The sequence below is a fragment of the Streptomyces sp. NBC_01549 genome, from assembly GCF_026339955.1.
In the GTDB taxonomy this organism is placed as follows: Bacteria; Actinomycetota; Actinomycetes; order Streptomycetales; family Streptomycetaceae; genus Streptomyces.
Genome location: NZ_JAPEPW010000002.1, coordinates 142,229 through 154,939, shown reverse-complemented (window position 1 = coordinate 154,939; position 12,711 = coordinate 142,229). Strand labels below are relative to the sequence as shown.

10 protein-coding genes and 1 pseudogene are annotated in these 12,711 nt (G+C 68.3%); 2 read left to right on the top strand and 9 right to left on the bottom strand.

Going from position 1 to position 12,711, the window contains the following annotated elements:
- Positions 1–38 precede the first annotated feature (38 nt).
- The 5 genes from OG819_RS35195 to OG819_RS35175 all read right to left on the bottom strand — a co-directional run bounded on the left by OG819_RS35195 (position 39) and on the right by OG819_RS35175 (position 5,700).
- Positions 39–386, bottom strand: a complete 348-nt coding sequence (locus OG819_RS35195) for an L-rhamnose mutarotase (RefSeq protein ID WP_266653170.1) — start codon at positions 384–386, stop codon at positions 39–41.
- Entirely contained in the window at positions 383–2,395 is a 2,013-nt protein-coding gene (locus tag OG819_RS35190; RefSeq protein ID WP_266653168.1) for a hypothetical protein, read from the bottom strand. The genes OG819_RS35195 and OG819_RS35190 overlap by 4 nt, the downstream gene beginning before the upstream one ends.
- 74 nt (positions 2,396–2,469) lie before the next feature.
- Positions 2,470–3,372 carry a carbohydrate ABC transporter permease gene (locus tag OG819_RS35185; protein ID WP_266653166.1) on the bottom strand — a complete coding sequence of 301 codons (903 nt, stop codon included), beginning with the start codon at positions 3,370–3,372 and terminating at the stop codon, positions 2,470–2,472.
- Positions 3,373–3,427: 55 nt separating this feature from the next.
- Positions 3,428–4,342: a carbohydrate ABC transporter permease gene (locus OG819_RS35180; RefSeq protein ID WP_266653164.1), complete on the bottom strand. Its 915-nt coding sequence runs from the start codon at positions 4,340–4,342 to the stop codon at positions 3,428–3,430.
- A complete protein-coding gene (locus tag OG819_RS35175) occupies positions 4,339–5,700 on the bottom strand; it encodes an extracellular solute-binding protein (protein ID WP_266653162.1) in 1,362 nt (453 codons plus the stop codon). The genes OG819_RS35180 and OG819_RS35175 overlap by 4 nt, the downstream gene beginning before the upstream one ends.
- Positions 5,701–6,077: 377 nt before the next feature.
- Here OG819_RS35175 and OG819_RS35170 point away from each other — a divergent pair, with 377 nt between their 5' ends.
- Positions 6,078–6,875 carry a FadR/GntR family transcriptional regulator gene (locus tag OG819_RS35170; protein WP_266633897.1) on the top strand — a complete coding sequence of 266 codons (798 nt, stop codon included), beginning with the start codon at positions 6,078–6,080 and terminating at the stop codon, positions 6,873–6,875.
- Between the two features lie 73 nt (positions 6,876–6,948).
- Here the strand turns inward: OG819_RS35170 and OG819_RS35165 are convergent.
- The 4 genes and pseudogenes from OG819_RS35165 to OG819_RS35150 form a co-directional block, all read right to left on the bottom strand.
- Positions 6,949–7,233, bottom strand: a pseudogene (locus OG819_RS35165) (glycoside hydrolase family 6 protein); the annotation flags it as partial.
- Positions 7,202–8,245, bottom strand: a complete 1,044-nt coding sequence (locus tag OG819_RS35160) for a X2-like carbohydrate binding domain-containing protein (RefSeq protein ID WP_266655420.1) — start codon at positions 8,243–8,245, stop codon at positions 7,202–7,204. The pseudogene OG819_RS35165 and the gene OG819_RS35160, both read right to left, overlap by 32 nt.
- Positions 8,246–8,379: 134 nt before the next feature.
- Entirely contained in the window at positions 8,380–8,643 is a 264-nt protein-coding gene (locus OG819_RS35155) for an acetylxylan esterase (protein WP_266633898.1), read from the bottom strand.
- A gap of 162 nt (positions 8,644–8,805) precedes the next feature.
- Positions 8,806–9,828, bottom strand: coding sequence for a LacI family DNA-binding transcriptional regulator (locus OG819_RS35150; protein ID WP_266653160.1), 1,023 nt, complete (start codon positions 9,826–9,828; stop codon positions 8,806–8,808).
- A 1,254-nt stretch (positions 9,829–11,082) separates the two neighbouring features.
- On the opposite strand from OG819_RS35150, the gene OG819_RS35145 reads away from it, so the two are divergent.
- Positions 11,083–12,678 (top strand): arabinofuranosidase catalytic domain-containing protein, encoded by a 1,596-nt coding sequence (locus OG819_RS35145; RefSeq protein WP_266653158.1) that lies wholly within the window; start codon positions 11,083–11,085, stop codon positions 12,676–12,678.
- Positions 12,679–12,711 lie beyond the last annotated feature (33 nt).

The following is a 12,711-nucleotide window of genomic DNA, read 5'->3' as shown; positions in this document are numbered from 1 at the left end:
CACTTCGGGTTTGGCCAAGTGGTGTGGGGCGAGGTGCGTCAGGCGCTGGTGGTGTCACCTGGCGGGCTCAGATGCCAGATCTCGGGGAGCTCCGTCCACTGGCGGGAGTCGCCCCGGTCGGGCCAGGGCTCCTGGCAGGGGTCGGTGAGTTTCCACCACTCCTGGGTATCGGGGTCGGCTTCGAGGACGGCCATGTCGGCCTCGAAGTCGTCACCGTGGTACTCGAAGTAGGCGAACAGCACATCGCCGTGGAGGAAGATGCTGTAGTTGCGGATGTTCGACCGGTGCAGGGCGGCTTCGACGCCGGGCCAGACGGCCGAGTGGAGGTCGAGGTACTCCTCGCGGTGGTCGGGTCGGAGCCTGATGGTCTGGGCGATGCGCTTCATGCGGTCTCTCCCTCCGTGCCGGAGGCGGCCCGGCCGGCCGAGGTGTCGAACGGTGTGCGGTAGCTGGGTGCGTTGGTACGCAGTTGGAGGCGCAAGGCGAGCTTGACGCGGGTGGAGGCGGGCAGCCGGACCGTCAAGAAGGCGCTGTCGCAGGCCTGCTCCGACGTGGTGACGACGGGCTCGGTGTGGCCGTAGTCGTACATGTCCCCGATCCAGCCGTCGTCCGTGCAGGTCGTGTACCGGACGGCTGTGATGGTGTGCTCGGCGAAGGCGCCCGCCTGGACGATCACCGTGCGTGTGGACTCGGGGGAGAGGTTCACCAGCTCGACGGTGGTCGCCTCGGGGTCGATGGAGGTGACCAGTGCGGCCACGTCCGGCGGCAGGCCGGCACGGCGGGCCTCGGCGTCGTGGTAGCGCAGCCGAGCCTGCTGAAGGCCGCCGTTGTACAGCACCTGGGGGCCGCCCCAGGTGAGCTGGACGAGGGCCTCGGTGGTCACGGGGTTGCACTGCTGCCACACATGGATGTCGGCCTCGGGGACATCCAGGTCGCGGTAGCGCTCGATGCGGCGCAGGCGGTGGCGGACCTGGGCCTGGGCGGTGGCGAGGATCCGCTCGGGGTAGCCGGGGTCTTCGCCGGCGAGGAAGGCGAACCACGCCTTCTCGTGCCCGGACTCCTCTTTGGCGCGGAAGGGCCGGACGGTGCGCCAGTCGATGCCGTCGGCCTCGCGCAGCCTCTCCAGCCGGGCGCGGTCGGCGTCGGAGGCGGTGTGGTGCCACAGGGCCACCGGCACGGGCGGGGTGGCCGGGTTGTAGTCGAACCAGCCCGAGTCGTTGTGGCGGAACGGCAGGTGCGGAGTGGGTGTGTGGATGTCGGGGCCGAGTTCGACCGCCCACTTGGAGGGGAGACTGGAGTCCGCCTCGGTGTGGGGCATCACCTTGGCGTGGCCGATGAGGGTGTCGAGCGAGGTCGCGACCATGGAGAGGTAGTCGTCGTCCCCGGTGACCGTGGCCGCCGCCAGCGCCGCCACACAGGCCGCGTGGCCCACGCTGTGCCAGCCGTGCGGCCAGGACCAGCCGTAGTGGCCGCCGTACCAGCGGCCCTCCAGCAGGCTGCCGACGACGCCGTCAGGGCCGGCGTTGTCCGGGACGAGACCGCCGTTCGCCTCGGTGCGCTCCCGCCACGCGCCGACGTACTCGACGATCCAGTCGCGGTAGCGGTCCTCGCCGGACAGTATCCAGGCGTTGAGCACCAGCCCGGCCGCGGCGAGGTTGACCGCCGTGTCGCCGACGCCCATCCGGTCCCGCATCTGCGCGCCGATGCGCGGGTCCGCGGAGAGCGGGTAGGGGCCGCCGTCGGCCTCGGGGATCCAGTCGAGCGGGAAGCCGTAGGTCTCCGCTTCCTTCTGCAGCCAGGGATAGACGTCGCCGTCGAACAGGCCCGTGCGGTCGGGGTCGCTGCCGTTGTGCGGGCGGGTGATGACGCGGTGCTCGGGGTCGTAGTTGCCCTTGGTCGGGTCGACGTACAACTCGGCGAAGCGCAGGGCGCGTTCGGCCCAGCGGTCGGGGGCGGCCATGCTGAGGAAGTAGAGCAGGAGCAGGCTCTCGCCCTGGTGGAACCAGTCGTAGCCGCGCTCGAACTCGTCGTGCAGCATGCCCAGTTCGGTGAGCTGTCGGGTCACGCCCTCCCAGTGCTTCTCACTGGCGGGCAGCAGATCGTCGGCGCCGCCGAGGAGGTAGAGCTGGGGCCAGTTGAAGAACACCTCGTAGAAGTCGTCCACACCGTCACGGGTGGTCAGCGGGCCGGAGTAGTTCAGCCGTCCGTCCGGACCAGTGAAGTCGTGGGCGAAGCGCCGCCAGGCGTGGTCGAGGAGGTCGAACAGGGATCGCTGGGCCACGGCCCAGCCGGGTGGTTCGAGCAGCGGCGCCCCCGCCTCGATCTCAGGTGGCGCGACCGGGCGGTCGCCGGGGGTGTCCTCGGCCGCGGTGCGGTCGGCAGAGCTGAAGGGCATGGGAGATCTCCGTTCGGGGCGGGCGGCGGGACGGCGCACGCCGGGGACGACGGCCGGGCGGTCGGGACGGGCCGCTATTCCTTGGTGGCGCCGGCGAGCATCCCGCTGACCAGGAAGCGCTGGGCGAAGAGGAAGACGATCAGCACGGGCGTGATGGCCACGAGCGTCGCCAGAGCCAGCTGCGGCCGCTCGATCGCGAGGGTGCCGACGGCCGGGTTGAAGGACGGCACGTTGCTGAGCAGGGTTCCGACCCCCACCTGGATGGGCATCTGGCTGCTCTCGGGGAGCATGACGTACGGCAGGAAGTAGTTGGTCCAGTTGGCGACGAAGCTGAAGAAGCCCACGAGCGCGATGACCGGGGTCGCCAGCGGCAGCGCGATGTGCCAGAAGACGCGGAACTCCGAGCAGCCGTCCATCCGTGCAGCCGCCAGTAGGTCCTTCGGTACGGCTGTGGTGAAGTAGATGTAGGTCAGGTACACGCCGAACGGGTAGAACGAGTACGGCAGGATGATCGACCACATCGTGCCGATCAGGTGCACCGCGTTGATCTCCAGGAACAACGGCACCACCAGTGTGGCGTTCGGCATGAGCATCACAACCAGCGTCGCGACCAGCAGGCTGTGCCGGCCGCGGAACTCGGTCATGGCCAGGGCGTATCCCGCGGGAATGGCGACACCGAGGGTGATGACCAGCGAGATCACCGCGTAGAGCGCGGAGTTGCCGAGCCACTGCATGACGGCGTTGTCCTGGAACGCCGTGAGCGCGTTCCAGTTGGCCTTCAGCGCGTGGAGGGAGCCGAAGGACAGCGGGTTGTCGTGGACCAACTGCTGGTCGGTCTTGGTCGCCGCGAGGACGAGCCACAGCACCGGCAGCACGAAGAAGGCGAGGAACGCGGCCAGTACGGATCCGGTCAGCAGTCGTGAGGCCACATGCCGTACGGGCCGGCGGTGCGGCGGCTGGTGGTGAGATCGGCTCATGAGGGGCGCTTCCCGTTCCGAGCTCGCCGTGGCGGCGCCTCGACTGACAGGGGTTTCAGTCGGCATCGAAGAACCCCGACCGTGCGACGAAGACGGCGGCGGCCGACACACTGACCACCAGGAGCTCCACCGAGACCGCGGCGGCCCCGTTGATGTTGTTCATCTGGAAGGCGAAGTCGTACGTCAACTGGTTGAGCGAGTAGTCGCGTCCGGCCACGCCCACACTGGCGAGGGACAGCAACTGCGGTTCGACGAAGAGCTGGGCGCCGCCCGCGAACGCCAGGATCACCATGTACACGATCCACTTGCGGAGCATCGGGATCTGCACGTGCCAGGCGGTCTGCCAGCCGCCCGCGCCATCGATGCGCGCGGCTTCCATCACGTCCGTGGGGATGTTGTTGAGTGCGCCGTACATGACGACGATCCAGCCCCCCGCGCCGGTCCAGAACGCGATGACAGTGAACAGCAGGGGCAGGTTGCCGGGCGCGATCACCTCGCCGAAGGTGTCGAACCCCAGCGCGCCCAGCAGCGAACTGACCGGGCTCACCGTCGGGTCGAGCATGAACAGCCACACCAGCACACTCGCGGCGCCGGCGAGCGCTCCCGGGATGTAGTAGAGGAAACGCAGCGCCTTGCTGGCGGAACCCGAGGCCAGGCGGTGCAGCAGCAGCGCCAGGGCCACCACGAACACCACCAGGGACAGGAGCCAGAAGGCAAGATAGACGGCGACATGGCTCACGGCGTCCACGAAGCGGAAGTCCTGCGCCGTGGTGACGAAGTTGGAGAAGCCGGTGACCGTGCCCCCGGCGTCGGTGAAGGCGAAGTAGACCGCGTAAGCGGTCGGAAGGACGCCGAAGGCGACCAGCAGGACCACGTAGGCGGCGACGAAGGCCATACCGGCCCGGCTCTGCCGGCCGGCGCCGCGACGGCACCCGCCGGCAGAGCCGGCCGGGGAGTGGGTGAGGGTCACTGGGAGACCTTGTATCCGTTGGACTTGGCGTACTTGACGATGGAGTCCTGCCAGGCCGGCAGCATCGAGACGACGCTCTTGCCCTGGGTCAGACCGGGCTTGACGGTGGCGGCCCAGATCGCCTCCTGGCTGAACTGGCCCGAGCCCCAGCCGTTCCAGACCTGGGAGGAGGCGGCCTTGAGGGCGCTCAGATCGCTCGCGAAGTAGCCGGAGGCATCCTGTCCCGTCAGCCACGTCTCGGCCGCCGGAGTGTACGCGGGGAAGCCCGGCGCCTTCTTGCCCTGGTAGGCGTTGTCGGTGGTGACCCACTTCAGGAAGTCGGTGGCGGCCTTGATGTGCGCGGAATGCTTGGACAGCAGCCATGTGCCGCCGCCGACGTTGCCGGTGGACGGCGAGGTCTCCCCCTGCCACTGGGGGATGGGTGCGGCCGCGATCTGCTTGGCCGGCGTCTTGAAGGTGCCCTCGAACAGCGCTCCGCCATACCAGGCCGGACCCGGCATGAGCAGGACCTTGTCGGCCTTGTTCTTGCCGAAGTCGGTGCTGAAGACCCCGCTGATGGACATGGACTTGTTCTCGATCAGCACGTCCATGAGCTTGGCCATCTTGGTGCAGGCCTCGCTGGAGGTGTTCACCGACACAGCCTTCGGGCCGGTGATGTGGTTGGCGCCGCACTTGCTCGCCCACAGGTAGATCTCGGGCGTGAAGGAGTCGCCGGCGTCACCCACGAGGTAGCCCGGGTGCTCCTTGGCCACCTTCTCGCCGAGCGTCTGGTACTCCTCCCAGGTCGTCGGAACCTGGTAACCGAACTTCTTCAACAACGGCGCGTTGTACCACAGCACCGCCTGGGAGAGGTCGTTGCGCAGACAGTAGAGGGTGCCGCCCACCGTGCAGACGTCGTTGGCCCCGCTCGCGAACTTCCCCAGGGATGCCGAGGGGATCAGGCCCTTGTTGAGCGGAGCGGCGAAGCCCGCGTCGACCGCCCAGGTCGCCTCGTTGTTCTGGGAGCTGAACACGACGTCCGGCCAGCCCTTGCCGGTGCGGTTGAACAGCTGGACCTTGGTCTGAAGGTAGTTCGAGCCGTTGGCGTCGCCGTCGTAGGTGACGATGTCCAGCTTCACGTCCGGGTGCTGCTTCTGGTACAGCTTCGCGGCCTCCACACGGGTCGCGTCCACCCAGACGGTCAACGCGCCGTCCTTCTGCGGCGCCTGACCGAAGCCGTCCTTGGTCGTCGTCCCCGTGGCGCCGCCGCCGCAGGCAGTCAGGGTCAGCGCCGCCGTGGCCGCGCAGCCGGTCAGCAACGCCGCACGCCTCTTACTGGATGCCCTCTCCCGGCCGGACGAAGGCTTGTTGACGGTCATGTGCGACTCCACTGGTTTCACCGGGCGCCCCGAGCGGACGGGCAGGTGGCGCGAGGACAGGGCGACGCCGGGCCGAACCGGTCGGGCGTCGGGGACCGCAGACGGCCGTGTCGCTTGCCGTCGCGGAAGAAATTAGCCGCCCTATCGAAGGTTCCGTCAAGGGTTTGTGCAGCCTTCTTCCTCGGTGATTTGCGTGTGGTGGTGCAATGCGAGTCGGGAAGTGTCCAATAAATCGCCATCTGCACCAGTTAGGGCCCCCGCTCTATGGCATGGATCTACCTACTCGATGAATACGACTCATCCGATGCCTGAGTTACGATGAGCGCGGTTCCACAGCGATCAGCCGCCCCAGTTGCGTCAGCCAGGAGGCAGACCAGATGAACGACACGCCCGCGGCCCAGGAGGCCTTGCCGACGCAGGCACCTCCCGTTGCGGCGGCAGCGGTGAACAGCGCGGACGAGCGGCGTGACTACCGGCCCGGCTACGAGGTCGTGGCGGAGCGGATCATCGAGTTCATCGCCGAGGCCCGTCTGGTGGCAGGTGATCGGCTGCCCACGGAGAACGATCTGGCCCAGAGGCTGAACACCAGCAGGGCGGTGGTGCGGGAGGCCGTGAAGATCCTTTCGGCGCTCGGCCGGGTCCGGGCGCACAAGGGGCGCGGACTGTTCGTCGCGGACGATGAGGGCCTGCTCGTCACCAGCCGCTGGGGTGGCTTCTTCCGCCCCGTCGACCTCGATCACGTGTTTATGCTGTTCGAGTTCCGCAGGGTTCAGGAGATGGCCGCGAGCAGCCTGGCCGCCACCCGTGCCACGCCCGCCGAGCTGCGGACCATCGAGGTGGCCATGCAGCAGTGTCGGCACGGGTTCGCCCACGGTCAGGTCGGCGTGTTCAACAAGGCGGACGAGGACTTCCACATGGCCGTGGCCGCGGCCTCGCACAACACCTTCCTCGTCAGCGCCGTGCGTGACGCGCGCAGACTGCAGCGGCAGTCCAGCGCGATCGGGATCCACGACACGCTGGGTGAAGGAACCGAGTCCGCGGTGGTGGAGCACGAGGTGATCTACCGGGCCATTCGCGACGGCCGGCCCGACGAGGCGGCCCAGGCTACGGCGGCTCATCTCGACAGGACACTCGAGGACTACCGGCGGGAGATCCAGCGACGCCTGTTCGGATAGCGTTCAGGGGGCGCAGTTCCGTCAAGCGGGCCGTCCTGACCCGGTGCCGGAACTGCGCGCGAGCGATCCTGGATCAGTAGCCGTAGATCATCCTGTAGGCGACCTCGGGCAGGAACTGTCCGGCCGAAGAGCCGGTTCCGATGCCGCAGTTGCCGTCGGACTCGCCCGGAACCTTGATCCACAAGAGCATCTCGGCGCCTCCGCCCAGCCGGGTGGGGGTGCCGATACGGCGACCTGAGGGGTTGCACCACTGGCCGTTGGAGCCGTTGCCGTTGCGGCTGGTGTCCACGACGAACGGCTTGGTGTAGCCGTACCGGGCGCTGAGTTCACTGTTCACGGCGTTGCCGTACGCGGTGTGACTCCTGGTACGAAGTCCAGTTGGTCGGGCCGGCGTTGCTGCCGTCGGCGTACGTGGCCTGCATCGTCGCCAGCGCGTCACCCCGGAACTGTGTGGGGATGCCGAACGACGCCGTCGTACCGGTCGTGTCCGTCTGCACCGGGGCGTCGTAGGTGACCACCTGGATGCGCCAGGGCACTCCTCGGGAGAACCCGGCCTGGAGCGTCGCGTTGACGCCGGGGGAGCGGTCGCCGACGAGCCGGGTGAGTGCGGCCGCCTTCAGGGTGAGCCGGCTGCCGGAGAGGGTGTAGTCCCGGCCGCTGACCAGCTTGGTGGTGCCCTGCTTGAGCGCTGTGAAGGTGGCGCCGTTCAGGTCCAGGGTGAGCGTACGGTCCTTGACGCGGCCGGACCTCGGCACGAAGACGCGGTCGGTGGAGGCCGTCGCCGAGCGCGTCGTCCAACTCGACTTCATCTGGCGGAACAGCCCCGTGTCCTTCCACCGGCGCTCGGCGCGGTCGTAGAAGGCACCGTTGTCCCACAGCACGGTGGTGACCTTGTTGGTGCGGGCGGCGTGGCCGAGCGCCTCGAAGTACTTGAGCATCTCGCCGTGTTCGACCGCGCCGGGACCGTGGTCGTAGCCGAGCAGGCCGTACTCGCCGAGAACGACGGGGTTGCCCTGGGCGACGAAGGTGTCGTGCATCCGCTTGAACGTCTTGTCCAGGTCACCCCGGGCCTGCGTGTCGAAGCGGGTGGAGCCGGCGACGTTCACGCTGAACGGGAAGTAGCCGTAGTAGTGCACGGTCGCGATGAGCCGGGAGTCGCGCAGCGACTTGATCGTGGTGACCAGGCCGTCCATCAGCCGCTGGTCGGGGGTGCAGCCCTCGGTGGGCAGCATGAGCAGACGGTTCTTGTTGTTGCCGCCCGAAGCCCGCACGACCTTGTGGAAGGACGCGTTCAGCTCGTTGAGCAGCTGCGCCTTGCGGGTGTTGTCGGCGTTGTCGAACTGGGGCTCGTTGACGCTCTCGAAGACCAGGTCGGCGGTGCTGTGGGGCTTGCTGCTTTCTCATTGCTCATCCGTTCTGGAAGATCGAGTTGAGTCGCTTTCCAGTGGTCGCCGCCGGGCAGGAGGTTGCCGCGTTTCACAGAAATGGCACAGAAAGGAGGCCGCTACCCCTGCGACGACGTTCGTCCACGCCGGTCGGCCTCCTCCCGTGCTGCGGCGGAGCCAGCCCGTGTGGCTGAACAGGGCCGGGCTGTGGCGCGGTGAGCGAAGTGGACACCGTCGAAGTGGTCGAGTGCGGCGAAGGTCGTCTCGACGCGGTGCGGACCGTGCCGGCGCAGGTATCGGGTGAGTTCCAGGTACTGTCCCTCCCCACTGTCAAGTCCTGGCAGCTCGGCGACCGCGTCCACGGCGCGCACACAGTCCGTCATGAAGCCTTCTGCCCATTGGGCACAGAGGTTGTAGAGACCGTCCAGCGGCGTCCAGTCAATCCACGGCAGACGCTGGACTCGGCCTGTGGAACGGTGGGCGTCGGGGGCGTCTTGTGGACGCGATCGTCGTACCCGCCCGGCTCAGCGCGCCGCGGGGTCGACTCACACCTGCCGGCCAGGGCGTGCGGCCGCTGTGCTGGAGCGCAGCGAGATTGGGGGGGTCAACAGGATGTGCCGAGGCGGGGTGTCCGGCGCGGTGATGCGTTCCACCAGCAGGGAAACGGCTTTCTCGCCCATGTCCAGAGCCGGTACGTCCGCTGCCGTGAGCGGTGGGTGGAAGTCCTCGGCCCAGGCCTTGGCCGCCACTCCGGTGATGGAGAAGTCGTACGGCACTTGGAGGCCAGCGTCCGCCAGCGCGCGCTGGATGCCGGGCAGGGCGGCCTCGTTGATGGTGGTGACAGCGGTGAGGTCCGGATGGCTGCGCAGGAGCGCCTCGACGCATTCCTGACCCGAGCGGGCGTCGTCCCCGCAAGGCACTTCGATGCCGTCGAGGCCGCGTTCCGCTATGGCGGCCTCGAAACCGTCTCTGGCCCTGCGCGCCGGGCCGTAACCGGCCGAGACGAGTTCCGGGGAACGAGTGATCAGAGCCACTCGGCGGTGCCCCAGATCGGCGAGGTGTCGCACACAGTGCTGGACCAAGCCGGCGTAGTCGACGTCGATCCAGGACATCTGCTGGTCGCCGGCCGTGTGCCCGATACCGACGAAGGGCAGCCCGGCGTCCTGCAGGCGACCCACACGAGGGTCCTCCATGCGGATCTCCATCAGGATGACACCGTCCACGCGGCCCTCCGAGGCCAACCGCTCGAAGGAGCGGTCATGATCCCCGCCGGAAGGGGACAGCAGCACATCCAGGTCGACCCGGGCGGCGGCATCGACCACGCTGGCAACGAAGTCCAGTTGCATGTGTGTGAGCCTGTTGCCGGCCGGCGGGATGACGAGACCGATCGTCCGGGTCCGGCCCTCCTTGAGGGCCCGCGCGGTCGCGTTGGGGCGATAGCCCAATTCGTCGATCACGTCTTGGATACGTCTCCGGGTCTTGCTCGAGACGGGTCGTTTGCCGCTGAGCGTGTAGGACACGGTGCTGCGTGACACGCCGGCGCGCCGAGCGATCTCCCCGATGTTCATGCAGCTCCCCGACAACTTGACCGCGGGCCGAAGGATACCTTGCGCGCATCTGCTCGCCATCAGGCCCGGGGTGTCGGCGCGGGGTGGTACAGCCTTCGGCGTAAGGCTGACGACCGTAGCTCTTCGCCGGGGCGCGAGGGCGACGTCGTAGTCGGCGCGGTGGTTGTTCTCGACGCCGATCACGACGAAACGTGACCGTCGCGGGACTTGTCGCTGCGATGCTCGTGACCCTCCAACCGGCGTCGGCGGCTGGCGACCCCACCCGATCGCGGCCGCAACCGTCGTGACGGGCCGTGCCCCCAAGCCGGGCTGTGTCCGGCTGGAGGGGAAGTTCTCGGGCTCCCGCCGTGAATGTGCGCTTCTTGGCGTCGGTAACCCCCTTGGTGCACCCGGCAATCTCCTCGGTGCACCCGGTTTCGACAGCCCGGTGGGGCGCCAGGACGGTGCGCCCTCGTGCGCTCACGATCACCCGGTACGGGGCATGACGGAGCGGCCGGACCGCGTCCGGGATCGAGCGGGACCTCGTCGACATCCGTCCGGGGGAGTGGTCAGGGCCGGTGCTGGTCGAGCGCCCTGTTGCCCGGCGGTGCATGCGGCGGGCCTGCGCTGCGCCCTTTCGGGCTCGGGCCGACGAAGGATGCCCGAGTGCCATGAGTCGCGGGGAACGGCGTCGAGCTGCCGGGAATCGTCACACGTTCCGCGTCTCAGGTATGACCGGACGGCATGCAGCGAATCGATTCCGCACAAGTGCTTCGACGGGGTAGCACGACTGGTGGAGTTCGGGGTCAATGGCGTCCCGCCGTGAAGGCGGCGCGGACGCGCGGGCCGAGGCGCCGCCGCTTCGGCCGGCGCCCTCCGAACCGGCGCTCCGCGGTCTGGGGCGCTTCGGCTACGTCCCTGTTCACCGGCATGATGGTGAGTCATCCGGTGATCCGGGCCCGGCCGTCGGGCACACCCGCGCGGCCCGCAGCGCCCGCACGGCGGGCGGTCGCGTCGTCGTCCGCTGCCGTCACATCGCAACTTTTCGAGCGCGCTGAGACCTTGCGCACCACAGGAATCAGCGGTCGAATCGATTCCGCCACAAGGTTCGTGGCAGGCCCTCCGCATCCTTGACAGCCCTTCGAAACCGGGAGCACTGTTCCCCCGAAACCTCTCTGCAATCCCACTGCACAACGGCACGTTCAAGCGCTTCGGCATTTGTCAGTGCCACCACCACAACCTGACCGGGTTGCGTCGGCACGGTAGGGAGATCAGATGGGAACCACACGTACGAGACGCCACTTGCTGGCCGGGCGCGGTGGCGTCCAACGGCTGCTCGCGGCGGTACGGCGCCGTGGCAGGCCGGAGAATGTGCCGGATCAGACACTTGCCCGCCAATGGGAGCGCTCCCACCACTCCCGGCCGAAAACGTTCGCCCGGGCGGGGGCCGCGGCCGTGCTCGTCGTCGGCGCGCTGGCCGGTGCCACGGCCACGGCCGAGACGGCCCGGGCTGCCACGTCCGGACCATGTGATCTCTACGCGGCAGGCGGTACGCCCTGTGTGGCGGCGCACAGTACGACGCGAGGTTTGTACGCCTCCTACAACGGGCCGCTTTACCAGGTCCGGCGTGCCTCGGACAACACCACCCGGAACATCGGCGTCCTGAGCGCGGGCGGTTACGCCGACGCAGCCGCCCAGGACTCGTTTTGCTCGGGGACGACCTGCCTGATCACGATCATCTATGACCAGTCAGGCCGCGGCAACAACCTCACCCAGGCGCCGGGCGGCGGTGCCGCGGGCGGCCCCGACAACCTCGCCGACGCGACCGCCGCGCCCACCACGGTGGGGGGTCACAAGGCCTACGGCGTCTTCGTGGCGCCCGGTACGGGTTACCGCAACAACCACACCAACGGCGTCGCCACCGGGGACAACCCCGAGGGCATGTACGCGATCTTCGACGGCACGCACTACAACGGCGGCTGCTGCTTCGACTACGGCAACGCCGAGACGGACAGCAATGACGACGGCAACGGCACCATGGAGGCCATCTACTTCGGCAACATCAAGGTCTGGGGCTACGGTTCGGGCAACGGCCCCTGGATCATGGCCGACCTGGAGAACGGCCTGTTCTCCGGGGTCAACCAGCACTACAACGCGGGCGACCCGACCATCAACCACCGGTACACGACCGCCATCGTCAAGGGCGGCCCGAACCACTGGGCGATCCGTGGGGGCAATGCGCAGTCCGGCGGCCTGTCCACCTTCTACGACGGACCACGTCCCAACGTCGCGGGCTACAACCCGATGCGTAAGCAGGGTGCCATCATCCTGGGCATCGGCGGCGACAACAGCAAGGGCGCCCAAGGCACCTTCTACGAGGGCGTGATGACCTCCGGCTACCCGTCGGACGCCACCGAGAACGCGGTCCAGGCCAACATCACCGAGGCCGGATACAGCAACTCCTCCAGCGGGGCGAGCACCGGTGCGCTGCACGCGGTAGGCGCGAGCAAGTGCCTGGACGTGCCGAACTCGTCCACCACGGCCGGTACGCAGCTGCAGATCTGGGGCTGCAGTGGTGCTGCCAACCAGACCTGGACCCGCACGTCCTCGGGCCAGCTGACCGTCTACAGCGGCAGCAGCCAGATGTGCCTGGACGCGTACAACAACCAGACGTCCGCCGGCACCAAGGTGGTGACCTGGCCGTGCAACGGCGGTGCCAACCAGCAATGGCAGCTGAACTCGGACGGCACCGTCACCGGCACCCAGTCCGGACTCTGCCTTGACGTCATCGGCGCCTCCACGGCCAACGGCGCTCTGGCCGAACTCTGGCCGTGCAACGGTCAATCCAACCAGCAATGGAGTCTCAACTGACCTGAACGGCTCCAGCTCGTGGTCGGCTCACCC